This is a genomic window from Sneathiella litorea, assembly GCF_009882915.1.
In the GTDB taxonomy this organism is placed as follows: domain Bacteria; phylum Pseudomonadota; class Alphaproteobacteria; order Sneathiellales; family Sneathiellaceae; genus Sneathiella; species Sneathiella litorea.
Genome location: NZ_WTUW01000002.1, coordinates 1,352,912 through 1,379,701, shown reverse-complemented (window position 1 = coordinate 1,379,701; position 26,790 = coordinate 1,352,912). Strand labels below are relative to the sequence as shown.

General features: G+C 48.6%; 24 protein-coding genes. 14 read left to right on the top strand and 10 right to left on the bottom strand.

The genetic code is table 11. The features are described from left to right. Positions 1-7 precede the first annotated feature (7 nt). From GQE98_RS13015 to phnE (GQE98_RS12995), 5 genes are all read left to right on the top strand, one after another. Positions 8-1,012: a zinc ABC transporter substrate-binding protein gene (locus GQE98_RS13015; protein WP_161316047.1), complete on the top strand. Its 1,005-nt coding sequence runs from the start codon at positions 8-10 to the stop codon at positions 1,010-1,012. Between the two features lie 503 nt (positions 1,013-1,515). Then, a complete protein-coding gene (gene phnD / locus GQE98_RS13010) occupies positions 1,516-2,505 on the top strand; it encodes a phosphate/phosphite/phosphonate ABC transporter substrate-binding protein (RefSeq protein ID WP_343044218.1) in 990 nt (329 codons plus the stop codon). Then, positions 2,505-3,338 (top strand): phosphonate ABC transporter ATP-binding protein, encoded by an 834-nt coding sequence (gene phnC / locus GQE98_RS13005; protein WP_161316045.1) that lies wholly within the window; start codon positions 2,505-2,507, stop codon positions 3,336-3,338. Before phnD ends, phnC begins: the two co-directional genes overlap by 1 nt. Before the next feature lie 2 nt (positions 3,339-3,340). Then, positions 3,341-4,129, top strand: a complete 789-nt coding sequence (gene phnE, locus GQE98_RS13000) for a phosphonate ABC transporter, permease protein PhnE (protein WP_161316307.1) — start codon at positions 3,341-3,343, stop codon at positions 4,127-4,129. After that, positions 4,126-4,944: a phosphonate ABC transporter, permease protein PhnE gene (gene phnE / locus GQE98_RS12995; protein ID WP_202526272.1), complete on the top strand. Its 819-nt coding sequence runs from the start codon at positions 4,126-4,128 to the stop codon at positions 4,942-4,944. The genes phnE (GQE98_RS13000) and phnE (GQE98_RS12995) overlap by 4 nt, the downstream gene beginning before the upstream one ends. Positions 4,945-5,273: 329 nt before the next feature. Here the strand turns inward: phnE (GQE98_RS12995) and GQE98_RS12990 are convergent, their stop codons facing one another. Together GQE98_RS12990 and GQE98_RS12985 are read right to left on the bottom strand one after the other, a co-directional pair. After that, complete coding sequence (locus tag GQE98_RS12990) at positions 5,274-6,299, bottom strand: amidohydrolase family protein (RefSeq protein WP_161316044.1); 1,026 nt, start codon at positions 6,297-6,299, stop codon at positions 5,274-5,276. Between the two features lie 81 nt (positions 6,300-6,380). Beyond that, the gene (locus GQE98_RS12985; RefSeq protein ID WP_246157329.1) at positions 6,381-7,118 is read right to left on the bottom strand and encodes a TetR/AcrR family transcriptional regulator; all 738 of its coding nucleotides are present in this window, start codon (positions 7,116-7,118) and stop codon (positions 6,381-6,383) included. Between the two features lie 187 nt (positions 7,119-7,305). Here GQE98_RS12985 and GQE98_RS12980 point away from each other — a divergent pair, with 187 nt between their 5' ends. The 7 genes from GQE98_RS12980 (at position 7,306) to GQE98_RS12950 (ending at position 15,711) form a co-directional block, all read left to right on the top strand. Further along, the gene (locus tag GQE98_RS12980; protein ID WP_202526271.1) at positions 7,306-8,418 is read left to right on the top strand and encodes an ABC transporter ATP-binding protein; all 1,113 of its coding nucleotides are present in this window, start codon (positions 7,306-7,308) and stop codon (positions 8,416-8,418) included. 36 nt (positions 8,419-8,454) lie between these two features. Continuing rightward, entirely contained in the window at positions 8,455-9,525 is a 1,071-nt protein-coding gene (locus GQE98_RS12975; protein ID WP_161316042.1) for an ABC transporter substrate-binding protein, read from the top strand. 35 nt (positions 9,526-9,560) lie between these two features. Then, a complete protein-coding gene (locus tag GQE98_RS18185; RefSeq protein WP_202526270.1) occupies positions 9,561-10,439 on the top strand; it encodes an ABC transporter permease subunit in 879 nt (292 codons plus the stop codon). After that, positions 10,436-11,239 carry an ABC transporter permease gene (locus GQE98_RS12965; protein ID WP_161316041.1) on the top strand — a complete coding sequence of 268 codons (804 nt, stop codon included), beginning with the start codon at positions 10,436-10,438 and terminating at the stop codon, positions 11,237-11,239. Before GQE98_RS18185 ends, GQE98_RS12965 begins: the two co-directional genes overlap by 4 nt. 39 nt (positions 11,240-11,278) lie before the next feature. Beyond that, positions 11,279-12,082 (top strand): enoyl-CoA hydratase/isomerase family protein, encoded by an 804-nt coding sequence (locus GQE98_RS12960; RefSeq protein WP_161316040.1) that lies wholly within the window; start codon positions 11,279-11,281, stop codon positions 12,080-12,082. An 83-nt stretch (positions 12,083-12,165) separates the two neighbouring features. After that, a complete protein-coding gene (locus GQE98_RS12955; RefSeq protein WP_202526269.1) occupies positions 12,166-13,767 on the top strand; it encodes a class I adenylate-forming enzyme family protein in 1,602 nt (533 codons plus the stop codon). Positions 13,768-14,583: 816 nt separating this feature from the next. After that, complete coding sequence (locus GQE98_RS12950; protein ID WP_161316038.1) at positions 14,584-15,711, top strand: NADPH:quinone oxidoreductase family protein; 1,128 nt, start codon at positions 14,584-14,586, stop codon at positions 15,709-15,711. A gap of 139 nt (positions 15,712-15,850) precedes the next feature. Here GQE98_RS12950 and GQE98_RS12945 read toward each other — a convergent pair whose 3' ends face one another. Genes GQE98_RS12945 through GQE98_RS12930 form a run of 4 tightly spaced genes read right to left on the bottom strand, consistent with a single transcriptional unit; the run spans position 15,851 to position 19,369 of the window. Continuing rightward, entirely contained in the window at positions 15,851-16,693 is an 843-nt protein-coding gene (locus GQE98_RS12945) for an alpha/beta hydrolase (protein ID WP_161316037.1), read from the bottom strand. 15 nt (positions 16,694-16,708) lie between these two features. Continuing rightward, a complete protein-coding gene (locus GQE98_RS12940) occupies positions 16,709-17,530 on the bottom strand; it encodes an ABC transporter ATP-binding protein (RefSeq protein WP_161316036.1) in 822 nt (273 codons plus the stop codon). After that, positions 17,523-18,395 carry an ABC transporter permease gene (locus GQE98_RS12935; RefSeq protein WP_202526268.1) on the bottom strand — a complete coding sequence of 291 codons (873 nt, stop codon included), beginning with the start codon at positions 18,393-18,395 and terminating at the stop codon, positions 17,523-17,525. The genes GQE98_RS12940 and GQE98_RS12935 overlap by 8 nt, the downstream gene beginning before the upstream one ends. A gap of 8 nt (positions 18,396-18,403) precedes the next feature. Then, a complete protein-coding gene (locus GQE98_RS12930) occupies positions 18,404-19,369 on the bottom strand; it encodes an ABC transporter substrate-binding protein (protein WP_161316035.1) in 966 nt (321 codons plus the stop codon). A gap of 123 nt (positions 19,370-19,492) precedes the next feature. Between GQE98_RS12930 and GQE98_RS12925 the strand changes: the two genes are divergently transcribed. Then, positions 19,493-20,407: a LysR substrate-binding domain-containing protein gene (locus tag GQE98_RS12925; protein WP_161316034.1), complete on the top strand. Its 915-nt coding sequence runs from the start codon at positions 19,493-19,495 to the stop codon at positions 20,405-20,407. A gap of 525 nt (positions 20,408-20,932) precedes the next feature. Here the strand turns inward: GQE98_RS12925 and cynS are convergent. The 4 genes from cynS to GQE98_RS12905 are packed head-to-tail and all read right to left on the bottom strand — an operon-like array spanning position 20,933 to position 24,571. Then, positions 20,933-21,373: a cyanase gene (gene cynS, locus GQE98_RS12920; RefSeq protein ID WP_161316033.1), complete on the bottom strand. Its 441-nt coding sequence runs from the start codon at positions 21,371-21,373 to the stop codon at positions 20,933-20,935. A gap of 28 nt (positions 21,374-21,401) precedes the next feature. Continuing rightward, positions 21,402-22,334, bottom strand: coding sequence for an ABC transporter ATP-binding protein (locus GQE98_RS12915; RefSeq protein ID WP_161316032.1), 933 nt, complete (start codon positions 22,332-22,334; stop codon positions 21,402-21,404). Positions 22,335-22,342: 8 nt separating this feature from the next. After that, entirely contained in the window at positions 22,343-23,173 is an 831-nt protein-coding gene (gene ntrB, locus GQE98_RS12910) for a nitrate ABC transporter permease (RefSeq protein WP_161316031.1), read from the bottom strand. A 3-nt stretch (positions 23,174-23,176) separates the two neighbouring features. Continuing rightward, on the bottom strand, positions 23,177-24,571 hold the full coding sequence (locus GQE98_RS12905) for a CmpA/NrtA family ABC transporter substrate-binding protein (protein WP_161316030.1): 1,395 nt from the start codon (positions 24,569-24,571) through the stop codon (positions 23,177-23,179). Positions 24,572-24,808: 237 nt separating this feature from the next. Between GQE98_RS12905 and GQE98_RS12900 the strand changes: the two genes are divergently transcribed. Beyond that, on the top strand, positions 24,809-26,767 hold the full coding sequence (locus GQE98_RS12900) for a sigma-54-dependent Fis family transcriptional regulator (protein ID WP_161316029.1): 1,959 nt from the start codon (positions 24,809-24,811) through the stop codon (positions 26,765-26,767). Positions 26,768-26,790: the final 23 nt, after the last annotated feature.

The following is a 26,790-nucleotide window of genomic DNA, read 5'->3' as shown; positions in this document are numbered from 1 at the left end:
AGACCTGATGAAGAAGTATTTGTTGATGATCGGATTGATCTTGATGTTGCCCGCGCGGGGCTATGCCGCCCCTACCGAGAATGTCGTCGTGACGATCGCGCCACTGTATTCTCTCGTGCAGGGAGTTATCGGAGATACCGGTGAAGCGGACCTGCTGCTCAAGGGGAATGTATCCCCTCATACTTTTCAGCTAAAACCTTCCCAAGTTGCCAAACTCCAGAAAGCAAAGATTGTGTTCTATATTGGCAAAGGTATGGAAGTCTTCCTGGTGCGAGCCCTTGAAACCCTGCCCGATTCCGTGACCCAGGTCTCCATGATGGATCAGCCGGAAATGACCATTCTGGAAATCCGTGAAGGTGGTGAGTGGGAGCATCATGATCACTCTGCCCATAATCATGGTGAGGAAGAACATCGCGATCATTCCGCAGATGACCACGATGAAGAAGCCCATCATGATCATGATGAACACGATCATCACGGCCATGAACATGAAGAAATGGGAGATAGTCATATCTGGCTGGATCCCGCCAACGCCATTGTCATGGTCAAGGCGATCACCAAAGAACTCTCAAAAGCCTACCCGGAAAACCGCGCCCAATATAAGGAAAACGCTCTTGAGATGATTTCAAAGATCGAAGCGAGCGATAAAGAGGCGAACGCTGTTTTGGAGCCAGTGAAAGACAAGCCCTATGTTGTTTTTCATGACGCCTATCAGTATTTTGAAAACTACTACGGCCTCTCTGCGGTCGGATCAATCGTCGTTGAGCCTGGCGATGCAGCGTCCGCCAAGCGGATTGCCACATTGCGCAAGAAAATAGCGGAAACTGGAGCGATTTGTGTCTTTCGCGAGCCTCAATTTTCGGACAAGCTTTCCAGGCTGGTGACGGAAGAAACGACCGCAAAACTGGGTACAGTCGATCCGATTGGCGCAGAACTAGCGCCGGGGCCGGACATGTATCCGCAGCTCCTGAAACAGGTCGCGTTGGAACTGGTCACCTGCCTGAACGATTAGCTTGGGTTTATGGCCGTGTCCCCCAGGGTATGGGGCACGGTCAACCCTGTCTTGAACCCGCCATTTTGACCGTCCTGAAAACAGGATTTGGAAAATGTTGTTTGGTTGCTTGCATTCTTCAGATTACCTTCCAGTTTAAGAGGTAGAAGAGAAAGTTTGCAGGTTTCCGGCAAGAAGAAGACGCGAAAGGCGGGGCTTACCAGGGTGACAATGTCCCAATGGGTGCAATCAAAGCGGTTCACTTTTATTATAAGAATTATGGTTTTATAATATACTGGAATTCTTGAAGTATATTGACTTCCTGAGATTCACTCCGTTAAGTAGAAAGATAAAGAGTGAGCAAGATCACCGATAGTAAAAGTGAACAACAATTTCCACATTGGAAAGCTGAAACGTTAAAGTAGCCGACGTTTCAAAAAGACAATAAATTGGCTCAATAATATTCGTGGGGGAGGTAAACCATGAAATTCAAATTTACAAGATTGCCCATTGGGCTCGGTTTGATGATGGCTGTTTTCTTTGCATGGGTCTCGCCAAGTTTGGCGGACGAATGCAAAAACAGGGGCTCTTTGGATGTGATATTCTGCGATGAAGACGGAGACTTGGTTGCTGACGCCCCTAAAGATCCGTCAAAGTTCCGTGATCCATCGACGCTCGTGTTTACCTACACACCGGTTGAAGACCCGGCCGTATACCGCGATGCTTTTAAGCCATTCCAGGATTTTCTGGAGGAGAAAACCGGCAAGAAGGTGATCTATTATACCGTTCAGTCAAACTCGGCTGAAATCGAGGCCATGCGGTCTGGTCGACTGCATATTGCCGGATTTTCAACAGGCCCGACGGGCTTTGCCGTCAACCTTGCCGGCGCAGTTCCGCTTGCGGTGAAAGGTACGGAAAAAGAATTCCAGGGCTATAACCTCATTGTTATCGTCAAGAAAGACAGCCCATACCAGGAACTGTCAGATTTGAAGGGCAAGAAAGTTGCCCACACATCGCAATCTTCAAACTCCGGTAATCTGGCACCGCGGGCTCTTTTCCCGGACCAGGGTCTAATTCCTGATGAGGACTATGAAGTGCTCTACTCCGGCAAGCATGACCAATCTGTCTTGGGCGTAAATAGCGGAGACTACGATGCTGCACCGGTTGCGTCGGACGTGTTCACGCGAATGGCAGAACGGGGTGTCGTAAACGCTGATGACTTCCGTATTATTTATCGGAGTCCGAAGTTCCCAACCTCCTCATTTGCTTATGCCTATGATTTAAAGCCGGAACTTATCGAACAGATCCGTGAAGCATTCCGGGAGTTCAGGTTCCCGCCGGAAATGCAGAAGACTTTTGGCGGTGCCGATCGATTCTTCGAGATAACATATAAAGAGGACTGGGGCGTTATTCGTCAGATCGCCAAATCAATCGGCGAGGAATATGATCGCAAGGGTCTTGATCAGATGGCCAAAAAGGAAGCAGAAAAAGCAGCTAAGAAGAAGGCTGACTGATGTCTGAGACCGGAAGTGGTCCAACAGAGCCGGAAAATCTGCGGGGCAAACGCCCCGCAGATAATTTTGTAGGCGAAGAAACGGCCCTGAAAATTCGTGGTTTATTTAAGGAATACCGGCCCGGTGTTGCTGTGCTTAAAGGACTTGATCTTGATGTCGATTGTCGGGGTGTGACGGCGATCATCGGTCCATCTGGAACCGGCAAAAGTACACTTCTTCGGTGCATTAACCGTCTGGTCGAGCCGACCAGCGGTGAAATTATATTCGAGGGCGAGGATATTACAAAGTTGAGTCGTGCTGGCCTGAGACGTGCGCGTAGGAAGATCGGCATGGTCTTTCAGGAGTATAATCTGGTTGAGCGACTTAGCGTTATCGAGAATTTGCTATGCGGTCGGCTCGGTTATATCTCGCCGTTAAAAGCGTGGTTTAGAAAATTTCCATCCCAGGATATCGATCATGCGTTTGAGTTGTTGGACAAAGTTGGCCTAGGAGATTTGGCGTATCAACGGGCCGATAACCTCTCCGGCGGGCAGCGTCAACGTGTCGGCATCGCGCGGGCGTTGATGCAGGCACCGCATATCCTTTTGGCCGATGAACCAACGTCGTCGCTCGACCCGAAGACGTCCGTCGAAATCATGGAACTGATGGCACGTCTTGCCGGGGACCTCGATATACCTGTCATAGTTAATATTCACGATGTTGCGCTCGGCTCTCGTTTTGCACAACGCATAATTGGCATGTCAGAGGGCAATATTGTATATGACGGCTTACCGTCTGGCCTTACAGACACGCACCTCAAAGAAATTTATGGTGGTGAGGATTGGCTGCAATGACCATGCCGTCCAGTCCCCGCGCAAAGCGCAACCCGTTTCCGACAAATTGGCCGTCCCGGATCATCTGGGCGGCTCTGCTGGCCTATCTGGTCTATGCGCTCAGCCTAATCGATATAAGCGGTGAGCGCGTGATGGCGGGCCTTGGTCATGGGGCCAACATGTTGGGCCGCATGGTCCCGCCTGATTTCTCGCGCTGGAGCCTACTCTTGGAAGGGCTTTTGGAAAGCCTTGAGATTGCAATCCTCGCTTCGGCGGTGGGGATCACTTTATCCTTGCCGATCGGTTTTTTAGCAGCCCGCAACATGATGCCTCCTTGGGTTTCCTGGCCTGCGCGGACGCTTATTGCAATTTGTCGGTCGTTCCATCCGGTTATCGTCGCAATTATATTCGTCAAGGCGGTGGGGTTCGGCGCGCTTGCCGGTATATTGGCGTTGATTGTCGCCTCGGTGGGTTTTATAGCGAAGTTGTTCGCCGAAGCAATTGAGGAGATTTCCCTGAAACAGGTTGAGGCAGTGCGGGCGACCGGCGCGCCATTTGGTAACGTCATTATTTTTAGTGTTGTTCCGCAGGTGTTATCCCGCTTCGTGGGCTTCTCGACATATCAAGTTGATTCAAATTTGCGCAATTCAACGATGGTCGGGATTGTCGGCGCTGGCGGTATTGGTGGCACATTGTTTTCCGCGTTTCAGCGTTTCGATTACGATTTCGTTGCAGCCATTTTGATTTCGCTAATTGCCGTGATCATGGCAGGTGAATATTTTAGTACATGGGTAAAGGGCGTCTTTAAATGATGACTGGCAACGACCCAGTGCAAATGACGCACCGCCGCCTCCAACGGTTTAGCCCTCTGGAACGATTTTCGCGCTGGCTTGTCCTGCTGGTTGTTGTGGCGGCCATTGTAGTCTCGACTCGACACGTGGAAATCATCCCTGAGTTTCTTTACGACGCACCAACGCAGATACTTGACCTGTTGAACAGGCTTTGGCCGCCAGACCTATCATATTATCAACAAGGTGTGCATGAAGCGCTTGTTGAAACTCTGCACATTGCCAGTCTCGGGACGATTCTGGCGCTGATCCTCGCGTTACCTGTGGCATTATGCTCGGCCACAAATATCACGACTAATCCGCTGTTGCATGCGTTCGCTAAACTCGTTCTTGTCTCATCTCGTTCAGTAAACTCGCTTGTCTGGGCATTGCTATTCGTCGCCATTTTTGGTCCGGGAACCTTGGCCGGGGTATTGGCAATTGCGTTCAGGTCCGTTGGCTTTGTCGGAAAGCTGTTGGGCGAAGCGCTAGAAGAAGTCCATATGGGATCCGTTGAGGCGCTTAAAGCAACGGGCGCACCGGCGACAAGTGTACTGCTTAAAGGCTACTGGCCACAAGTCATGCCGGCCTTGTGGTCAATCGTTTTGTTTCGTTGGGACATAAATGTACGTGAATCAGCCGTTCTCGGATTGGTTGGTGCTGGTGGTATTGGCGTGGCCTTAAACAATGCCCTTAACACCTTCTACTGGGATAAGGTCGCGACGGTTCTGCTGAGCATTTTCGCTGTTGTGATTGTAGCCGAGCTGGTGGTAACGCAAATTCGTAAACGTATAATTTAGTCTGTAATCAGCCGACGGCCGTCTTGACGTTTATGACGGTTGAATCAATGGCATTAGACAATACTCCGACACGTCAATTCGATTTCAGTGCACCCGACATAGCCCGGGTTGCGGAGTCGGCAGGGAATAACTCCAGAAAGGATGAACTCGCTTCTTAGGGATTTCATTCGTGAACAACGCCGCGTTCACGACGAAGATCGTCAACGTTGCGAAAGGATCGCGGAAATCGGACACATCATCATCGCCAGACGGATGATTTCGGGCAATGTCTTGAAGTAGCGAAACGAGTCCTATTTTTCAAGCTTGTAGGCTAATTTGAAGCTCCCTGATTAATCTACTCTGTATACCCTGCTCGCGGTATCATGGAATAGATCTGCTTTTTCTGAGTCACTATAATTTGCTGTAAGGCGCTTAAATGAATTCCAAAGGATATTATAGCTGCAGCTTACCTTGTCGACCGGGAAATTAGATTCGAACATGCAGCGATCAGAACCAAACTGTTCGATCGTATGTTCATAAAACCGTCGGGTTGCTTCCATCAGGTCAAGACTTGATGGCGGACGATCATTCAAATGCCAGTCATAGCCATTAATTTCCATTGCCAGGCCACCAAGTTTCGCGACAACATTCGGACAACTTGCCAAGTCAGTTATTGCCTTCTTCCATGCGGGGAAATATTCATCCTGTTTCCCTTTGTAGGGCCCGATACCCAGGGGCCCGCCAAAATGATTGAGGATTATCGTCGTATCCGGAAACGCACGGGCAAGATCCGTCAATTGGGGGATTTGCGGATGGTAGCACCATCCTTCAAAGCTCAGGTTGCGTGGCGCGAGAGTGGCAAACCCTTGGCGAAAGCGATCATTCAGATACAAGTTCTCTATCGTCGTTGGCTGGGAATTAGGGACCTCATCGCTTGCATCCCACGGGGCACGGTGACGGATGCCGCGAAAACGACCACCGCCAGCGGCAATATGTGCATCGAGGACAGGGGCGACGGCATCACCGAGCATTAAGTCGGCTGAGCCCACAATACCGGCAGCAACACGCGCGTCTCCATAAAGACCAGAAGCGCTCATCGCAGCGATACCGTTGACAAATTCCGTTTCGCCAACCGGTTTCATTTCTTCCGGGCCGGTTGATCGATACATGGCGCCGCATTCGATGAATACAGTAGAGACGATATTATGGCCGCTATAGATGTCTGAAAGTATTTCATCAAGGAGATACTTGTGCGATGCCCTAAGCGGACGGAACTCCCATAAATGATGATGCGGATCGCAAATTGGCAGGTCGGGTTCCAGTGTTTCTTCTACTGTGAGGTTAAGCCAGTCATGGTTTGTTGGTGGTGTTATCATTTTGTTATTTCCTAGCACAAAAAGTAATTCACAATATGTTCGCTGACAGAAAGTGTTGACGTATATTCCTTTCGAAGGATGCTATCCGGCTTTTGATGTGTTCTCTGCAAAAGACCTTGTTTTATCAAGTAATTTTAGATCAGGCGTTTTCCCATATAATATGCGATACCATGCCAGCGAAACGACTTCGGCAACTAATTTCTCATCCTTGGCGAATTCAGCCATACTTGGAGATTTGTAAACAAATGTTTCGCGAAGTAAGTCATCTGCCATGGATATAGCTGTGCGCACCATCAGTTTGGTCGCAGGGTTTTCTAAGTCTTCTTTAGTAATACAGTTTCGTGTATAAAGATCGCGCATAACGACTCGTGCCCATCTATCGTCCATTTGATCACGCCGCAAGTTCTGTTCCGGGGCTTCCCTCATCAGCATTTCACGACCGGCAAGTAATCCGGCGTTTCTGGCATAAACCCCGATATAGTATAGGTTATACTCGAGAATTTTTTCGTAAATTGATGGTGCGGTGCTATTTCGCGGGCGAATTCTGCGGCGAAGAGCTTCATATCTTCGTATGACCGCTTTCGCGGCTTCGGCACGATTTTCGAAGTATAAGTAGAAAGTCCCCCGGGCCATGTCGACAGTCTCTACGATTCCGTCGACAGTCATGTTTTCAAACCCAACCCGCTCCATTTCAAGCGCTGTCGCCATTAGTATTTTTGCGCGCGTACGATACCTTTTTCGTTTGCCTTTAACATTTTGTGAATGCTCTACGAGAAAATCAGTGAGACTGAAAGTCTTTATGTTCGAGTATTTTTCCATATTCACCTTCTTACCCTCATCCCGTGCAATATTCGATAAGAAAACTTTGTGCAGATGGAAGTTTATCAGCCCGAGCTAAAATTTCTTATTTGTAATATTGACGTGCACAATAAATGATGTCAATGTCATAAATAGTTATAGCGTCATAAATGATTAATGTGTCATAAAATTTAACCTTGGGGCAAATATGATTGAGCGCGACGTGGAATTTGGTGCATCGGTAACCTTTGATGGTGTTTCGAAAACGTATGGCGCAGTAAAGGCCCTATCTGACTTCAATTTGTCAATTCAGCCCGGCGAATTTGTTACCTTGTTGGGCCCAAGTGGTTCCGGCAAAACGACAGCTCTGAATGTTCTTGCCGGTTTTGTTGAGGAGACTAAAGGTGATGTTCGTGTAAATAAGAAATCAATTCTGGGTCTCCCGCCGGAACGACGAAACATTGGGATGGTCTTTCAGAATTACTCACTTTTTCCACATATGAATGTGTTCGAGAATGTGGCCTTCCCACTTAGACTGCGAAAGATGGCGCAAGCTGAAATTAAAAAGAAGGTTGGCGAAAGTCTGGCGATGGTGCAACTCGCTGAATTTGGTGATCGTATGCCTAATGAACTTTCAGGAGGACAGCGACAGCGTGTAGCCTTTGCAAGAGCGATCGTTTTTGAGCCATCGGTCTTGTTGATGGACGAGCCTCTGGGTGCGTTGGATTTGAAGCTACGTGAGGCAATGCAGCTAGAAATCAAACGCTATCATAAGCAATTAGGTTGCACGATACTTTTCGTTACTCATGACCAGGGTGAAGCTCTTGCGCTTTCTGATCGAATTGCCGTGATGGGGGAGGGGCAGATCGTTCAAATCGATACCCCAGACCGAATTTACGATGAGCCAAACTCTAAATATGTTGCCGACTTTATTGGAACAACAAACCTTCTCGATTTTGAACGACTGTCGCCATCGCTAGTTAGATTTTCTGATATCGGCGTTGATTTTCAGCTTACGGAGAATAAAGAGAACTGGGGGCAGGGACGAAACTCGATTAGTCTTCGACCCGAAAAGCTTCATCGTGACATTTCCTCAAACGATCAGATGATAACTTTTGATGTAACGATTGAGGAGTATCTGTTCCTCGGGAATATCATTCAATACAGCGTTCGAACCAAATCTGGAAAGACGCTTTTGTTTCAAGAACACCGTGGTCCTAGCGTTCCCATCCTTAATCGGGGTGAGGCGCTAAAACTCGCTTTTTCAATCACGGACGCACGCCCATTGGAAGAAACCACCCACGGTATAGGGCGCGCATAAATGATTTTAAACCATCACATTTTGGGGAGTGTTTGTATGACTAAAATATTGAGACAGGTGGCAAAAGTTGCGGTGGCAACGCTTGTCGTCGTCGGGAGCGCCAATTTGGCGCTCGCGGATGACAAGGAAATCACTTTTAGTGGTTCTGGCGGTGTCGTTGGCAAAGTGTCAAAGGAAGTCTGGTTTGGACCGTTTGAAAAAGCGACCGGCATCAAGATTAATCATGTCGCCGCTGAAGCAAAGCGTATGCCTCAGCTCGAAGCGATGGTGAAATCCGGAAACGTTCTTTGGGACGCTATGGAGGTCTCCGCTTCTGATTATCCGCTTGGTGTTAAGAAGGGTCTGTATGAGGCTGTTGACTACAGTATGGTCGATCCGGACAACAAACTACCGGCAGACACGCGTGAAGAATTCGGTGTTGCATATGCGGCTTACTCCCAAGTGCTTATCGTTCGGACAGACAAGCTTCCTGACGGTAAAAAAATGGAAAGCTGGGCTGATTTTTGGGATGTAGAGAATTTCCCTGGACCGCGCGCTTTGCGTGGACGTGCGGAAGACAATCTGGAATTTGCGCTGCTCGCTGATGGCGTGCCTGCAGACGAAATTTACAAGGTTCTAAGCACCGAAGATGGGCTTGACCGCGCCTTTGCAAAATTGGATGAAATCAAGCCGCATATCACCACTTGGTGGACCAGTGGGGCACAATCAGTTCAGTTGCTGTCAGACGGTGAAGTTTATTTCTGTCCGTCTTACAACGGTCGTATTACCACACTTGTTTCGTCAGGTATCCCGGCAGAAATCGTCTGGAACGGCGGAGCTATGCACAAGTCCTACCTCGCAATTCCAAAAGGAACGAAGAAGCTGAAAGAGGCGACTGAATACGTCAAATATAGAACGACGAGTGCCGATCGTATGCGTGAGTATGTCACTCATCTGCCTTATCCAGGTTGGGCACCAGGTCTGTTCGACGGCATGGATCCTAAGATGGCGGCCGGCATGCCTACGTATCCTCAAAACCAGGCTGTTCAGTTTTCAGCTAGTGCAGAATTCTGGGCTGAAAATCTTGATGCGATTCAGGAACGCTGGACCGAATGGCTCCTACAGTAGGTCAATAACATTGATCGTGTCTGGCGGAAAATACGGTGACGCCAGACACGATTTTAGGAGGTAGAGAAGTGAGCACTAAAAAGAAAATCAGGAGTACATGGTTACTTTGGCCGGCATTATTCATGCTGGTGGCGTTCTTTCTCATCCCAACATTAGATATTCTTCGGGCGAGCGTTTATGACCCGGAATTTACAACAAAGCATTTTACGAAACTATTTAGTAGCAATGTCTATCTAGACGTTCTTTGGCGAACAATAAGGCTGTCTTGTATTGTAGCCTTGATTTGTGCAGTTATTGCCTACCCGATCTCCTACTTCATTGTTCAACGGCCACGAAAGCAGCAAATATTTTTCCTCTTTCTGGTATTTATCCCGCTATGGATGAGCGTTCTTATTCGCTCCTATGCCTGGATGGTCGTACTGGGACGTGAAGGGCTTATCAATGCTATCTTGATCGGACTTGGATTCACAGACGCTCCAGTAAAAATGCTTTTCACGACGGGCGCCGTTTATGTCGCCATGGTACAGATTTTATTGCCAATCCAGATTGTTACCTGCTACAGCGCGATGACTGAGATTGATCTCGATCTTATGCGCGCAGCCCGGATTCTAGGGGCAAAACCCTGGCAAGCTATACGCCGAGTATTTCTGCCTTTAAGTCTGGATGGGACTGTTACCGGGGCCATTATTGTCTTCATGCTATCAATGGGTTTCTTCATTACGCCCGCACTCGTTGGGGGCCGAAAAGACATCATGATGGCAAACCTTATCGAATTTCAAGTCAACCAGTTAAATTGGGGCTTTGCTGCCGCCATCTCCATCGTTCTGCTCATCGGTACGGTGTTATGCGTAATTATCATTAAGCGGCTTTCAAAAATATTGACAGGACGTCTCGTCGGTGGAGGAAACGCATGAATAAGAAGCCATTTAATTTATCCAAGTTCCTGTTGATCGGCTATTTCATTGTCATCATTCTATATCTGACATTCCCGATTTTTATCGTCATTCCTATATCTTTTAGTAATAATCCATTCTTGCGCTTTCCGCCGAGTAATCTTGGGGTGCTTTGGTACGAAACCTATTTCGGAGATTCCGGATGGGTAGAGGCAACATTGTTATCCCTGAAGGTTGGGTTGATTGCCTGTGTCGTGTCGACTGTTGTCGGTACTTTGGCGGTGCTCGTCTTGGAGCGCCAGTGGCTGCGATCCAAAACTCTGCTGACCTATTTCATTACATCGCCCATCATCGTGCCGCATATATTTATCTCTTTGGGGATGTTCATATTTGCGATCCGTCTCGGAATTGACGACAACGCAATTACGCTTGCGTTCGCTCATGCGACAATCGCTTTTCCGTTCGTATTTTTAATCGTTGGTGCGAGCCACCGCCAATTGGACCCGACTTATGAAAGAGCCGCCCGTGTTCTCGGAGCCGGTCCGGTTCGTGCTTTTTTCTCTGCAGCATTTCCAAGCCTGTTGCCGGGAATTGTCGCCGCAGCGGTCTTCTCGTTCTTTGTTTCCTTCGACGAATTGATCATTGCAGAATTTATGATGAGTGGACAACAGACACTGCCAATGAGGATCTGGGCAGACCTAAAACTGGAAATGCGCCCGACAATTGCAGCGGTTTCCAGCATCCTTATCGTTGCGTCAATCATTGGAATGGGTGCGGCAGAAATCCTGCGTCGACGTAGTGTTAATATCTCAAATAGCTAACTAAAAAAAATTAAACCAACCAGAAAAGTGAGTATCTAAATGCCTGTAAAATATGAAAAAGTGGGAAATGTGGCCGTCTTTACGTTTGAAAACGGCAAGGTCAACCAGATTACGCCGCCAATGCATAAGGAACTCTATGATTACATGGAGGATTTCCTTAAGGATTCCAGTATCCATGCGGGAGTTCTCACCGGTGCAGGCACACAAGCTTTCAGCGGAGGAGATGATATCAAGAACGACTGGAGCCAAGATACCCTTCATGACACTTTGACCGCTCATTTTCAGCGCTCCACGGATGCAAGTGCGCAAACCCGCCCTGGGTGGGAACGCGATATGCGTACAATTGACAGATATAAACCGATTGTTGGTGCATTAAACGGGCCTGCTTTGGGTATGGCATTTATATATTCAATTCTGTTAATGGATATCCGTCTTGCGTCGCCAAATGCTTGGTTTGGGTTGCCAGAAATCAAATACGGAATGGGCGGTGCCGGCGCTGCAACGCAGTTGTGGCGGCATCTGCCTCCTGCGATCGCAATGTCCATGGTTCTGGAAGGTGAACCATTGTCCGTTGAGGATGCGCTTAAGTTTGGGTTGATCAATGAGATTGTTGATCAGGACAAATTGTTGCCACGCGCCATGGAAATTGCAGAGAAAATTGCCTCTTATCCGCCGATTGCCGTTCGCGTGGAAATGGAAGGTTTCTATCGTAGCATGGATATGTCCAAGCGTGATACTCATGGCTACATGAGCCATCTCTATCGACTTCAACGCGCTGCATATCTGACAGGCGACAATGTTAGTGGAACGCCCCTGGATCCGAATGCGCCAGAACAGAAGTAGAAATAGATAATCCCGCAAATTCAGCAAATTAGATTGAATGTATTCAAAGGTTCAAGATGACTTATGACAACGGACATAAAGGGATGGCAGAAGTCCATCGCCTAGCGGCAGAAATCGATTTCCCTGAAACACTTGGTGCGTTTGTTCGCGAACGCGCCAATACACTGGGAGATCAGGTGATTGGCGATTATTTTGACGATGGCGAAAAGCTCACCTATCGTGGACTCGATCAATCTGCGGACCGTCTAGCAGGAAGTTTGCTTGGGCTTGGCGTCAGAAAAGGAACGCATGTTTCCGTGATGCTTCCGAACGTTAAAGAGTTTGTAATAAGCTGGATTGCTCTTGGGCGCCTCGGAGCAGTTATGGTGCCTACAAATATCGCTTACACTGGCGCGGAGCTGCACTTTGTCCTTGCTGACAGCGACGCACAGTTCATGATTATTGATTCAAGCTTTTTGGAACGTCTGGATAATATGCCGGAATGGCCAACATTGCTTGCCCGCGAAAGAATAATTGTTCGTGGTGAGGCGCCGGCAGGTCATCTAGACTGGCATGAACTTCATGACAATGGTCCTGAGGACTTCAAGGCGCCGTCACGTGTCACGTCAACAGATCTTGTAAATTTGCAGTATACGTCCGGCACAACTGGTTTTCCAAAAGGCTGTATGCTAACACATGAATATTGGGTTTTGCTTGCCCATTGTGCGGCTCTACAAAGAGGGCGGCCGTTCCAAATTAAGCAAACCCTGATTTGGGCTCCATTCTTTTATATGGATGGGCAATGGCAGTTTCTGATGACAATGTGCTTGGGCGGTACAGCTCACATCGCATCACGTATGAGTTTGACGAATTTCTTCGACTGGCTCATTGATTTCGAGATTGAGTATTGTGCATTTCCAGAACCCGCCCTTGCCAGATTTCCGCCGTCCGAGAAAGACAAACTCATAAAGCTGAAATATGTCAATGCGTTCGGTTGGCGCGGTGATGCGAATATTGAAATCGAAAAGCGTTTTAATCTAGTTGCGCGAAATACTTTTGGCATGACAGAAATCGGCAGTGGCATTTCTTTGCCAGCCGAAGCAACCCATATGGCGGGATCAGAGGCGTGTGGGTTGCCGTCTCCTTTTCGTGAAGTGCGTATTGTTGATGAAGAAGGCAATGATGTGCCACAAGGAGAGCCGGGAGAGTTATGGGTTTCAGGTCCGGCTATACTGTGGGGGTACTATAAACGCCCTGAAGCGAATGCAGAAAGTTTTCGCGGGAAATGGTTCCGTACGGGGGATATTTTTCAACAGGACGAGAATGGGTACTACTATATCGTTGGACGGATAAAGGACATGATCAAGCGGGCAGGAGAGAATATTTCCGCTCGGGAAGTCGAAGCCGTATTGCGTGGCATGGATGAAATCGAAGAGGCGGCAGCTCTTGCTGTGCCTGATCCAATGCGTCGTGAAGAGGTAAAGGTTTTTCTCATGCTTCGGGAAGGCGTGACGGCGGAAGATTGCCCGCCTGAGAAAATTATTGCGCATTGCGGACAACATTTGGCTGATTTCAAGATCCCTAGGTATTATGCATATGTGGATGAATTCCCACGCACACCAACTGGCAAGATCGCGAAGAATAAAATGCGTGATGGAGATCTGCGCGAGAACAGCTTCGACCGTGCCGATAACCTTTGGCGGTAGCGATATTGCCTTGTTGTAGGTTCGACATCCAAGCAAGGCGTAGTCAGATGAATACGACTTAGTCTCTGTTTGGTATAAATTGATATAACGGTGCCACTATTATGCCGCACTAAGCTGCTGTCACTCGGCTAGTGCGGTATTTTTTTGAAGCCTGAATTCTTCTCGGTTGGTTAAGCGGCGTTCATGGTTGAAGTGACTATGGGCTGTTGCTTGAATTGAGACGAGTTTCTGTAAGTTTCTCAAGCGGCTGTAGTGAAGCATCGGCTGATTTCTTCGTTGGAACAACAGCAGATGTGAGTTTTCGCAGCGATAGCTCAATCAACGGCCCTTTTCTGGTATTGCCTCATTTCCAAATATCGTCATTGCGGCGGGTTATAAGTGTAATCCGTCCGTTACGAACACATGGGGTATGTCATATGTTTTCAAAAGTAAAACAAATGCTTGCTGGGCCGCGCAGCCATGGATGACGGCACACCATAGATAATGTGTTTCGCCATTAATCACCGCAAAGGCCTCATCATGGCGCCATTTCCAATTTGAATAATTGCGAGAAGGATAGGTCCGTTTCTTTCGGATGTCGCGCGTAAACAATTGACCAAACCGGTCTCACCAATCGCGAGTATCTTCGACTTCTTTTGACAATGCCCTTGGTGTCCAGACGCCCAAACTAACCGCTAGCAATCGGAATATGTGCGGCCGATTTATATGACGACTCATCATTTTAACAGTAAACAAAATCATTTTCCTGCGCTATTCATAAACAAATGCGTATAGCGAAACAGCGGGCTCAATAATAATAAAAAGGAAATGCCTGAGATGCACCAAGGACAAAAATTAGTTCTCAGCCAATATGGTGAGAATAGAGAAGACGCGATAGAAAACAATCTGAAGCTCGAAACGGCCCCAAATCCTGAAGTCGGAAAACTTCAGCCTCACGAAGTAATTGTTGGCATTCGTAGCGCATCGGTTTCATTCATCGATTTACTGATGTTGAGCGGACAGTACCAAACAATGGTGCCATTACCTTGTGTGCCGGGGATGGAATATTCCGGAGTGATACTTGCGACTGGTCGCGATGTCGATGTGAATAAACTGGCTGTAGGCGATAGGGTTGTGAGCGATTTTCTAGTGACAGGCCCTCGAAGCAAGAGTGCTTATCAGGCAGAAGGTGGATGGCAATCCTTTGCAATTGCGCCAGAATACGGCGTCCATAAGTTGCCGGAGAATCTTTCATTTGATGAAGGATGTAACTTATTGCTGAATTATGAAACACCCTATTACGCATTTATCAACCGTGCAAAGCTTCAAGCGGGTGAAACAGTACTTATCACGGGAGCTTCAGGGGCCGCGGGGATGGCGGCAATACAAGTTGCAAAACTTCTTGGCGCCAAAGTAATTGCGACCGGCCGATCCGATGAAAAGCTGGCGCAGGTTAAAAAATTCGGGGCCGATCACGTTATTAATACTTCCCCCCGGCCCGGTGAAGCGGGCATCCCGAAATTCCGTGAAGAAGTGAAGGCATTGACCGGAGGGCGTGGGGTTGAGGTGGTGTTCGATACCGTCGGCGGTGATGTTTCAGAAGAGGCCATGCGATCGCTCGATTTTGGTGGCAGATTGGTAATCATCGGATGGGCCCAAAATACGAAAGTAGCAAAAGGGGGCGGAAAGCGCGGCTCTGACAATACGGATCGGTTGCCGACAAACATTATGCAGATGAAGGGTCTTTTTGTCATGGGATCGCCCATGGTAATTCATTCTGGACGAGATCCCTCCATACGCGTCCCTCGTCTTGAAAGCATCTTTAAATGGGCAACGGATGGTCTCCTGACGCCCTTTGTTTCGCATAGCTTTACCATGGAAGATTACAAGCGCGCGATGTATGCGAAAATTTCCGGGGAAGTGAATGGGGGCTGCGTGTTGAATCCGAAGCTGGTATCACTTTAAGGCTTGGGGCTTATTGATAGGGAGCGGTGAATCTGAAAAAGAATACTGCATGTGGATGTGCTTCGTCTTCGCCGGTTAAATTCAAAGACGAAGCGCAATGAGGCGGCGTTCACCCAACGGTAGCAGGGAACTTTCTCTATTATTTTTGGGATAGAGCCATGCGTTCTAATTCGACCGATAGGGTCCCGTTCGGGCGTGCGATCTCCTCCAAGATCGTGAAATGATTGAGGTCGTCGGGAATGATGAGACTAGCGCGGATTCCCGCCTGCTTTAAGGCGCTTGAGAATATCTCTGATTGCCGTCGTAATTCCGATAATTCGCTACCTCCAACAAACAACAAATAAGGAATTTCATTCGGGGAAATATTCTTGATTGGGCTAAGGGTTTTGATCTCGTTTTGAGAAAGTTGAACTTTCTCGTTGATGTATGTTTTCTCTATAGGCTCCAGATCAAAGATGCCACTGATGGACAGAACGCCCTTTACGTGAGGATGGTGTGCCGCGATTGCTGCGAGATGCCCGCCAGCTGACCAGCCACCGACATGTATGCTAGTCGGATCGAACTCCAATTCAGTCGCACGTGCATATAGCAAATCAAGGGCTGCGTGAGTTTCTGCAACGATTTCAGTTAAGCTGGCGTCTGGCGCCAGGGTATAACCAATAACGGCGACATTCATGCCATGGGCAACAGGCCCTTCGGAAATGAAAGAGAAAGTTTCCTTGCTGTTGCGTTGCCAGTATCCCCCATGAATGAAGACAAATAGCGGGGAATGTTTTCTTTGCGTGGCAAAATAATCAATTCTGTTACGGGGACGGGGGCCGTACTCAATATCAAGACGAGCGTTCGGCTGTGACCGTACTATTTTGCCTCGCCTCTCCCAGTCAGCGATCATACTCGCGCTTTCTGTAACGGCAGCGGAGTTGTTATATGCTGCGTCGAGAGTCGCCTTGTTCATTCCCCGATAGACTTCAAGTGAAACCATTTTTATATCCAATTTTCAGTCGCTAATTATTGATTTCGCTTGCCGTACAGCCCCCAAATTACTGCTGAGCTTCTGCGTTATTGTTCGGCGAAGGGCATTAAATTGTTCAGAAGATACATCGCGTGGGCGCGGTAGTTCGACCGTAATATCGCTGTCGATACGACCGGGGCTTGCGCTCATGACGACAATTCGGTCTGCCAGGACAACAGCCTCTTCCACAGAATGTGTAACAAAAATAACTGTCAGGTTCGTTTGTTCCCAAATCTCCAGAAGTTCTTCCTGAAGCTTTGCGCGGGTTAGCGCGTCAAGGGCGCCGAATGGCTCGTCCATCAACAAAACGTCGGTGTCATTGGCAAGTACCCTTGCTATTGCGACGCGTTGTTTCATGCCGCCGGAAAGCTGGCTTGGGTAATGCTTGGAAAAGGCTGTAAGCCCGACCATTTTGAGGAATTTTTCAGTAGTGTGACGAACCTCTTCGCTGGACAGGCCACGATGCCGGGGTCCAAAAGAGATATTCTCATATACGGTAAGCCACGGAAAAAGCGCATAATCCTGAAACACGATGCCACGATCGGGCCCCGGTTCATCAATGGTCCGTCCATATAGTGCGGCTTCTCCAGATGTGGCGGTTTCAAACCCTGCAATAATCCGAAGTAAGGTCGATTTACCGCAACCGGAGGCACCTAAAAGACATATGAACTCGCCTTTTTCAATATCCAGATTGATGTTATCAAGCGCTTGTGTGTCGCCACCCGTGGACTTGAATACTTTATTCAACTCGGCAACTCGCAGGATCGGCGGTGCGTTTTTCAGTCGTGAGATACTTACTTTAGGCATGGTGTTGTGGGCTCCATCTTAGAAGACGGTTGTTAAGCATAATAATGAGCCGGTCGGAGAGAAATCCAACAAGGCCGATGACGATCATTCCGGTGATAACGAGCTCGGTTCGCGATAGCGTCCGGCCATCCATAATTACGGCGCCGAGTCCTTCGGGAACGCCTGTCATTTCTCCGACGACGATCAGGATCCAGGCGAAACCATGTCCAAGGCGTAGACCGTTGAAGATGCTGGGCGTGGCCGCAGGAAGGACGACAGACCGGAATAATTGAGAGCCTTTACAGCCAAGCATGGAGGCCGCTTCAAACAATTTCTCATCAACGGATTTCACACCGAAAACCGTGTTCAGTAGGATCGGAAAAAATGCACCTAGAAATACCAGGAAAATGGCGGATCTTGGCCCTAGGCCAAAAAAGATCATCGAAAGAGGAAGCCAAGCTGTGACCGGTACGGGCCGGAGCAAAGCAAGTGTCGGATCCAACATGGCCCGAAGCCAGGCAAATCGACCTAGCATGATGCCCAGCGGGACGGCAATGACCGCGGCTAGCAGGAAACCGCCATAAACGCGTTGTAGGGAGACCCATAGATGAATTGGTAAGCTGGCGCTGAAGGCATCGTCATAAATGCCGCCGAAGGTAAAATCCCACATCATGAGAACGACCTCACTTGGCGGGGGGATCAGGCGTGTGCCAGTCCAACTTACCATCAACGACCAGAAACCGATCAGTGCGACAGGAACAATAATTGCGATCAATATTTTTTTGGCGCGGTTGATAACGGAGGTCAGAAGCGCGGTCCGCGCCGGGGTGGAAACCCCGGACACGGCACTATTTGTTTTACTCATAATCTGTGTTTCGTTTGACATCAGATGGCTCACATCGCCTGGATCTTCTTGACGAAGTCCGGTACGATAAATGTGTTGTAGTCAGGAAGCTCACGGATCTGCTTTTTGTCCAGCATCTGTGTTCCGTAATATTGGGCCTGCTCCAAAAACAGATCGTCTATTTTCCAGGTCAACTCGACATTCGGAGCCGCCTTGGCGATAGAGGCTTCAGGCTGTCCAAGTTTCTGCATGGCTACTTCCACAAACGCGGCGCGATCGCTCATCGCGTACTCTGTCGCCTTGCTATGGATGGTGAGCAGAGTATTCACCAGATCAGGGTCTGAGTTTATTTTTTCCTGGCTGGTCGTTAATACCATATTCAATGACCCGGTTGGCGTCGAATAGGGATACTCGACAATCTTGCCAACGCCTTTTGCAAGGCTAATGCCCGGTCCGGGCTCCGCACCTACATAAGCGTCGATATCACCGCGCTCAAGCGCGGGCGCCATGTCGCTGAAGGAAACGCGGATCGGCTTGATATCCTTGATACTCATGCCTTCTGCAGCCAATCGGTCAAGAATAACAACTTCCTGTGTAGACCCCGGCCAGATGGCAACCTTCTTTCCAGCAAGATCCTTGATGGTGTTGATATCTGAATCGATACCCGATACAACCGCCATGCCGCGGTTGCAGGCGGCGCCGACAACGACTACGGGCTCTCCGCCGGCAGCGCCCAACGTGGCGGCGGCTAAGCCATAAATACCAAAATCGACCGTGCCTGTGACAACGGCGTTTTTGCCGTCCGTCGGGCTTTCAAAGGGAACAACTTCAATCTTGTAGCCCTCAGGAGCGAACTTTTGATAAAAATAGGGGGTTATCCCGTGGATGAGTTTCAATGTCCCGACTTTAATAACCTTGTCTTCAGCCATTGCCGGAACGGCAGCATGTGCCGCAAAGGCAGTGATGGCGGCTGTCAATGCGAAACGCATGAAATGACGGCGGGTTTTTCCTTGCATATTTATCTCCTGGATCGTGGTTGCTATGTAATACCGCTTTAATCAGGTGAGTTTATGCTGCGCCGCACAATTTAGATAATTTATTGTTTTAATTATTTTCATAAATAATATTAATATATATCCATGAAACCACCTATTGACCTTCGCCTGTTGCAGGCCTTTATCATCCTTGTCGAAACGGGCAGTGTCTCCGAAACAGCGAGGCGGATCGGCCGCACACAGCCGGCAGTGACTCTCCAGATCAAGCGTCTGGAGGAAGCTGTGAATGTAACGCTCTTCAATAATGTCGGCCGCAAGCTAGTTCTCACGAACAATGGTGAGCTCTTGCTCGGCTACGCGCGCACGATCATGAGTCTGCAAAATGAAGTCATGGTTCGGATTGCGGCACCCAAGCTAAGCGGCCGAGTCGTCCTCGGTGTGCCCGATCTTTATGCGGCCTATATCATGCCGGAGATACTTTCGCGTTTCTTCATGGCGTTTCCGGACGTTGAAATAGAGATCCGTACGCAGCTTTCCAGCCCGTTGATTGCATCACTTGAGAAAGGGGAGATCGATCTTGCGCTGGTTACTGGCATGCGGGCGTTTCGCGATGGTCAAGTGGTGGCGCAGGAACCGTTGGTATGGGTCACGGGTGCAAATCGGTCGATGCATGATAAAAATCCCGTTCCATTGGCGTTGTTGCCCACAGGAAACGTATTTCGTGATATTGCCCTTGCGGGGCTGGAAACGACAGGTCGCAAATGGAAGGTCTCACTCGTCAGCACTAGTATTGCAGGTTTGCAGGCAGCCGTTCTAAGCGGTTTCGCCGTGAGTGCAATCGCCAAAAGTTCCATCATCGACGGTATGCGGATACTGGGGGAGGGGGAAAGTTTTCCTAAATTACCGAGCGTGGATCTGGTGCTGTATCGTGCCGGTAAAAGCAAGAACGCCGCGGTTGATGCTATGGGCGATATGATTGCGGAAGAGCTCGCACGAACCAATATTTCCACGGGCCTTAAAACCTTCAAGACTCAGGCCGGTAGCGGAGCAATTCCATAAGTGATCTTTGATCTAAAGACCACTGGGAAAATATCTCTGCAACCCATTGCTGACGAACTCATCAGGTGGGAGATAAGTCACCTAGAGGGCGCGCCCATGGTCCAAAGTGACGATCAATAGTATTTTCAAGGAGCTTGAGACAGATCACCGGAGATAATCTTCTTCGTTCATTGTTGAAGTCATAGGAGCTTTAAACCACCCACTAGGGCTACTTGCCATTAGTGGTGAAGTGGTGCTGTCAGACGAATACGACCTCGTCTATGTTTGGCGTAATGAGGATCTTGAAGAAATAGTACCTAGGGGCGGCAACGAGCCACCAACACGCGGATTTTCAGTCCGCGTGGATTGGGCCGGGGCCTCGGGTAGAGAGGTGAAATGGTGGCGGGTTGCTCCACCAATCATCTTGCAGTTATCCGCTGGGATCTCGATTAAATATTCTTGGCTATTTCATTTTTCGAGAGCTGCGGACGTCGCAAGACAGATTGAATTGACGCGAGCTTCGAAAATTTTTGTTGTCCTTGGTTGTTACCATTGATTGTAGGATAAGAACTTTCCTGTCATTTTTATCTCAATTCTATCCCCTTTTTCATAAGGAACTTTTTCGACGGTCATGTCAAAGTCGATGGCGCTCATAATGCCATCTCCACCTTTTTCTTGAATTAGTTCCTTAATAGTATCGCCATACACGCCGACAATTTCATACAGTCGATAAATGCAAGGGTCCGTCGGAATGGTCTGGGGGAATGTTTTCGTCGGATATTCTGCCAGTATCACGGCGATGTCTTGCGGAAGGCCCAATACTTCAACAAGTGAATTTGCTTTGTCTCTTGGAAAAGAGTTCATTCCTAAGCAGGCTGATGTCGTGAATACTTCCGACATTCCAATTGCCTCGGCAATGCTGGCCCATGTAAGTCCACTGTTACGCTTCTTCTCAATAATCATTTCGGTAACGTCTGCTCTATTCACTCTTTTGTCCTTTCAGTAAAATTATGGCCTACCCTTTGACCTTCAAAAGATTTGGAGAGGTAGCTGAATCTATCTCGGATGAAGAAACTCCATCCAGGGCTGGCCGAACGATTTTTGGCTGTTGCGGATCATCATTCTGTCCCCCCGAAATTTTTGAAATGCCTGCCAAGTCTTTTGAGCGTTTTGCCAGAAACTCCACCAGATGATTTCGTATCTTGTAATAGCCGTCATGATGAATGATATCTGCGCGGCTCCTCGGACGAGGAATGTCAATTGCAACGCTTTCGGCAACTGTTGCATAGGGGCCGTTTGTCATAAGCAGAACACGATCTGCCAGCAAAATGGCTTCATCAACATCATGGGTAATCATAAAAACCGTTTGATCAGATCCTGACCAAATGCGGATCAGTTCATCCTGAATAGTACCGCGGGTAAGAGCATCCAATGCGCCAAATGGTTCATCAAGCAACAACAATTTTGGCTGGATAGCAAAAGCCCGTGCGATGGAAACGCGCTGGCGCATGCCGCCGGATAGCTGCGAGGGTTTGCGGTTTTCCGCGCCATTTACGAGGCCGACAAGTTCGAGGTAGTGATAGGAGTGCTCCCTTACTTTTTCCTTCGACCAATCGGGATGTCGAGCCTTGACACCAAATATGACATTCTTTAGTGCTGAGAGCCATGGGAGCAGGGAGTAGTTCTGAAACACAACGCCTCTGTCGAGACTTGGGCCAGACAACTCCTTTCCATCCATCGTAACACCGCCACTGGTCGGGGTATCCAAGCCGGCAAGGACATTCATGATCGTTGATTTTCCGCATCCAGAATGCCCGATAATGCAAACAAACTCGCCCTTATAGATGTCAAAGTTGATATTTTCGAAAACGGTCAGGGGATCGCCCCCATCCGGCGAAGGATATCGTTTGGTCAGTAAATCAACTTCAAGAAAAGGTATATTTGTCATGGGTACTCCTATTCTTGATACTGGATGGAACGTTGCGCAAAGGCGAACACAGCATCCAGAAGCATGCCGACAACGCCAATTACAAGGATCGAAAAAATTACACTTGTCAGGTCGAGATTGTTCCATTCGTTCCATACGTAATAACCGACACCTGTCCCACCGACGAGCATTTCAGCTGCGACGATTACCAACCAGGCAATACCGATTGAAATGCGCATGCCCGTCAGTATGGTTGGGGCGGCAGCCGGCAAAATGACGATAAGAGCTGTGCGCAATGAGCCGAGCTCGTGCGTGCGTGCCACATTTACCCAGTCTTTCCTGACGCCGGCAACTCCGAAGGCTGTATTAATCAGCATTGGCCAAATTGAGCAAATAAAGATCACGAATATGGCAGATGCCTGACTGTCCTTGATAATAAACAGGGCAAGCGGCATCCAGGCAAGGGGGGAAATTGGCCTGAGCACCTGAATGAAGGGGTCAAAGGCCTTGTAGGCCAGTGGTGACATTCCTATCAGAAAGCCAACGGGGATGGCGAGCAGCGCTGCCATAAGGTATCCAGTCAGAACGCGGAATATGGAATACCCAATCTGAATACCAATTCCCTTGTCATTGGGGCCATTGTCATAGAAAGGATCGGAAAGTTCTTCCCAGGCTCTGACAAGTACGGCGGAAGGGGGCGGGACGCGCGCCTCCTGATCCGCAGCACCGATGAGTTTTTCATATTCTGTGAGTTCACCAGCGGCTTTCACCGCCGGTGTTGCCAGTTCCCACGCACCCAATACTAATGTCAAAATAACAAATGACAGAAGCAGGGCTCTAAGATTTAGAGACGTGAACATGTATCATGCCTTTTTAATTGCGAAACTGCTGACATAGGCCTCGGGCTCGTCGGGATCGAACGTCTTGCCCATAATGGTATAGCTTTTGTAGGTTTCAGTCGGGGGCGTTAGACCCAGATCTTTCATGATTTTGGCGCAATCGCCGGCCAGATAAACTTGTTCTGCCACACCCTTGTAATCAACGTCCCCTTCGATATAACCCCACCGCTTCATCTGGGTTAAAATCCAAACGCCCATTGAGTGCCAGGGGAATGGATCAAAATCAATCCGATCAGGGACATCCTTGATATTTCCCAGACCATCTGCATAGCGGCCGGTCAGGACCTGCTCTATGACGGGAACTGGTTGATTAAGATAATTTGTTGGAGCAATTGCCGCTGAAATTTCTTTCCTGTTATCACTCTTGTGAGCGTATTGGGTCGCATCAACCAGTGCTTTCAATAATGCTCCGTAGGTATTGGGCATTGTCGTTGCAAACTCTTGGCTACAGGCAAAAGCACAGCAAGGATGACCGTCCCAAATTTCCTTGGTCAGCTTGTGGATAAAGCCGATTTTTTCCCAGACAGCACGTTGGTTAAAGGGATCCGGAGAAAGGTAGCCGTCCAGATTGCCAGCGCGCAGATTGGCAACCATTTCTGGCGGCGGAACGACACGGATCTGGATGTCCTGATCAGGATCAAGACCAGCTTCTGCGACATAATATCTAAGCAGGAAATTATGCATGGAGTATTCAAAGGGAACGCCAAATTTGAACCCTTTCCACATTTTCGGATCGTTCTTGTCCAGATGATCATTATGCAGCACGATGGCCTGGCCATTAATATTCTCGACTGCAGGCATCAGGAAAGGCGTTGCTGTGGACCCGGCGCCCATTGTAATCGCAAGCGGCATGGGGGTAAGCATGTGAGCGGCATCATATTCCTTGTTCAGGGATTTGTCGCGGGCGACAGCCCAGCCGGCGGTTTTGATGACATCGACGTCAAGTCCATATTTTTCATAAAACCCGAGAGGCTTTGCCATGATGATGGGGGTTGCGCAGGTAATTGGAACAAAGCCCACGTTCAGTTTCGACTTTTCAGGTTTCCCAAGATTGTCCAGAATTGCCGCCTTTGCTTTATCCATGGGGAAAACAGAGCCGACCGCCGCCGCCAATGTCGTCCCTCCCAACATTTTCGCGAAAGACCGACGTGAAAGCTCGTTGTTTCCAAAGACGGATCTAACAACGGCGCTCTCAACAACCCTTTCCATCAATTCATCGCTGGACTGGAAAATGTCTGTGGATGCGTTGTGTTTAAGATTGTTTTCGGGTTTACCCCAGCATTCGCTGCACCCACAATTCGCGCCGTGCCGTAGATCTGCGTCCCCGTCATATGGATTGCCTAGACTTTTTGATGCCATCTAAATGTCTCCTTGATTTATATACTGAAGCCGGTCATCGCCTGTTATTACTTGACGATACAATCGCAAAAGCCGTGCCAAATTCAGTAATAAAAATTATCTAATATTTTCAATTAGTTATGAATTTTCAGAAATAAAATTGACTTACGGAGAATCATAAAATACGATTTTACATAATTTTAATTACGAATTATCGTAAGGTTTGAATTAAACGAATTTGCGAGAGCGATAGGTCTGATGGAATCTGACACGGGGCAGGTGGGGACTGCAGATGAGCTAAATGGCTCTCAGCTATTGGAGGATGAATGGTTCCTGGCCAGTGCAATACTACGGCAGGCCTTTGATAAGCAGCCGGAGCCGGGGATAATATTTGACCCGCATTCTGGAGTCATATTTCGTGCCAACAAAGCTGCTCTGGACTTTTTCAAGATTGCTGAAAACGACATTGTGGGGCGAACCATTGGGCAGATCTATTCTGATGAAAAGGGGCATTTGCATGTTTTCACTGAAGAAGCGCTATATCGTGGTTATGCCTGGACGAGAGATATTACTCTCCAGCGTCCCGATGGAAAGCCGATGCATCTGGAACATGCAGCTGTCGCGGTAACATGGCAGGGGAAAGCCCGCATGGTTGTCACGATTACTGATTTGCACAAGTTTGAGAGGCGCTCTGTTGACGACGAGGCAAATACCTATCACCGCAACGGGCTTGAAGAGTGGCGTAAGGCAGAAAAATATTTTCGAGAGATTGAGAGAGAAAATCGATTGATTTTGGCAGCGGCTGGTGAAGGTATTTACGGAGTTAACGCTGATGGCGTAACTACCTTCCTAAATCCGGCAGCAGAAATGATGCTTGGCTACAGTGCGGCTGAACTTGTGGGAAGGGATATGCACTCCATTATTCATCATCACAAAGCCGATGGTTCGCTTTACGATGAGACGGAATGCCCTATTTACAATGCCTTCCGTAAAGGGACGCTGCATACGGTTGATGATGAGGTCTTCTGGCGCAAGAACAATACCAGTATTAGAGTTGAATATACGTCAACGCCTATTGTGGATGAAGGGTCAGTTGTCGGCGCGGTGATTGTTTTTCGCGAAATTACGCAGCGAAAACGGGACGAGGAACAACTCAAAGCAGCTCTTGAAGAAAATGCTCGGCTTCGCGAGCGATTGGAGATGGAGAATGCTTATCTACAAGAGGAAATTCGAAGTCATATCAATCATTACAATATACTGGGGAACTCACAGGCTATAGAGAATGTTCTGAAGCAGATTGAACTGGTTGCTCCGACTGATGCCAATGTTCTCATCACCGGGGAGAGTGGGACGGGAAAGGAACTTGTTGCTCGGGCTATACATCAAGCTTCTGAAAGGCGGGACCGGCCTCTAATTCGTGTCAATTGCGCAGCAGTCCCGAGAGAACTGTTTGAGAGTGAGTTTTTCGGTCATGTCAAAGGTGCGTTTACGGGGGCCTTGCGTGATCGTATAGGACGGTTCGAGCTCGCCAACGGCGGTACAATCTTTCTTGATGAAGTCGGTGAAATTCCTCTGGATCTGCAATCCAAGCTACTCCGGGTATTGCAGGATCAGCATTTCGAGCGGGTTGGAGAGGAAAAAACCCGAGAAGTCGATGTACGCATCATTGCGGCGACAAACCGGGACCTAAAAAAAGAGGCGAGCGCAAAGCGGTTTCGTGAAGATCTTTTTTTCCGCCTGAATGTTTTTCCGATTGAATGTCTTGCCTTGCGGGATCGGCCTTCCGACATTCCAATCCTTGCCGATCACTTTCTCGAAACCGTATGTAGTCGTCTGAATATCAAAAAGCCCACGCTGACCAAGGCAAACATTAAGGTTCTGTCGGCCTATGATTGGCCCGGAAATGCCCGGGAGTTGCAGAATGTTATTGAGCGATCGGCAATTTTGTTGCGAGAAGAAAAGCTAAGCTTCAATTTGCCGGTGCCAGAAGAATTGTCATTTGACGCGCCCGACGAGATTTGCCTGAAGGATGTGGGTAAACAGAATGCCATATTGACAGCTGCGGAATTGGCGGCTCTGGAGAAGAAGAATATAAAGCGCGCATTGGAAGCGGCGGGTGGTCGAGTATCAGGAAAGGATGGCGCAGCCGAGATGTTGCAGATGAAGGCGACAACTCTTTACTCCCGGTTAAAAAAGATCGGTGATCTAAATGGATAAAGTAACCTAACTGACCATTTAAA

Bases quoted from the DNA above. Each gene is read 5' to 3' on its own strand.
- GQE98_RS12900 (WP_161316029.1), top strand. From the start codon at position 24,809: ATGGAATCTGACACGGGGCAGGTGGGGACTGCAGATGAGCTAAATGGC.
- GQE98_RS12960 (WP_161316040.1), top strand. From the start codon at position 11,279: ATGCCTGTAAAATATGAAAAAGTGGGAAATGTGGCCGTCTTTACGTTT.
- GQE98_RS12985 (WP_246157329.1), bottom strand. From the start codon at position 7,118: ATGGAAAAATACTCGAACATAAAGACTTTCAGTCTCACTGATTTTCTC.
- GQE98_RS12955 (WP_202526269.1), top strand. From the start codon at position 12,166: ATGGCAGAAGTCCATCGCCTAGCGGCAGAAATCGATTTCCCTGAAACA.
- GQE98_RS12915 (WP_161316032.1), bottom strand. From the start codon at position 22,334: ATGACAAATATACCTTTTCTTGAAGTTGATTTACTGACCAAACGATAT.
- GQE98_RS12990 (WP_161316044.1), bottom strand. From the start codon at position 6,299: ATGATAACACCACCAACAAACCATGACTGGCTTAACCTCACAGTAGAA.
- GQE98_RS12965 (WP_161316041.1), top strand. From the start codon at position 10,436: ATGAATAAGAAGCCATTTAATTTATCCAAGTTCCTGTTGATCGGCTAT.
- phnD (WP_343044218.1), top strand. From the start codon at position 1,516: ATGATGGCTGTTTTCTTTGCATGGGTCTCGCCAAGTTTGGCGGACGAA.
- GQE98_RS12935 (WP_202526268.1), bottom strand. From the start codon at position 18,395: ATGTCAAACGAAACACAGATTATGAGTAAAACAAATAGTGCCGTGTCC.
- phnE (WP_202526272.1), top strand. From the start codon at position 4,126: ATGATGACTGGCAACGACCCAGTGCAAATGACGCACCGCCGCCTCCAA.
- GQE98_RS12980 (WP_202526271.1), top strand. From the start codon at position 7,306: ATGATTGAGCGCGACGTGGAATTTGGTGCATCGGTAACCTTTGATGGT.
- GQE98_RS12975 (WP_161316042.1), top strand. From the start codon at position 8,455: ATGACTAAAATATTGAGACAGGTGGCAAAAGTTGCGGTGGCAACGCTT.
- GQE98_RS13015 (WP_161316047.1), top strand. From the start codon at position 8: ATGAAGAAGTATTTGTTGATGATCGGATTGATCTTGATGTTGCCCGCG.
- GQE98_RS12940 (WP_161316036.1), bottom strand. From the start codon at position 17,530: ATGCCTAAAGTAAGTATCTCACGACTGAAAAACGCACCGCCGATCCTG.
- GQE98_RS12945 (WP_161316037.1), bottom strand. From the start codon at position 16,693: ATGGTTTCACTTGAAGTCTATCGGGGAATGAACAAGGCGACTCTCGAC.
- GQE98_RS12925 (WP_161316034.1), top strand. From the start codon at position 19,493: ATGAAACCACCTATTGACCTTCGCCTGTTGCAGGCCTTTATCATCCTT.
- GQE98_RS12905 (WP_161316030.1), bottom strand. From the start codon at position 24,571: ATGGCATCAAAAAGTCTAGGCAATCCATATGACGGGGACGCAGATCTA.
- GQE98_RS12930 (WP_161316035.1), bottom strand. From the start codon at position 19,369: ATGCAAGGAAAAACCCGCCGTCATTTCATGCGTTTCGCATTGACAGCC.
- ntrB (WP_161316031.1), bottom strand. From the start codon at position 23,173: ATGTTCACGTCTCTAAATCTTAGAGCCCTGCTTCTGTCATTTGTTATT.
- phnC (WP_161316045.1), top strand. From the start codon at position 2,505: ATGTCTGAGACCGGAAGTGGTCCAACAGAGCCGGAAAATCTGCGGGGC.
- GQE98_RS12950 (WP_161316038.1), top strand. From the start codon at position 14,584: ATGCACCAAGGACAAAAATTAGTTCTCAGCCAATATGGTGAGAATAGA.
- phnE (WP_161316307.1), top strand. From the start codon at position 3,341: ATGCCGTCCAGTCCCCGCGCAAAGCGCAACCCGTTTCCGACAAATTGG.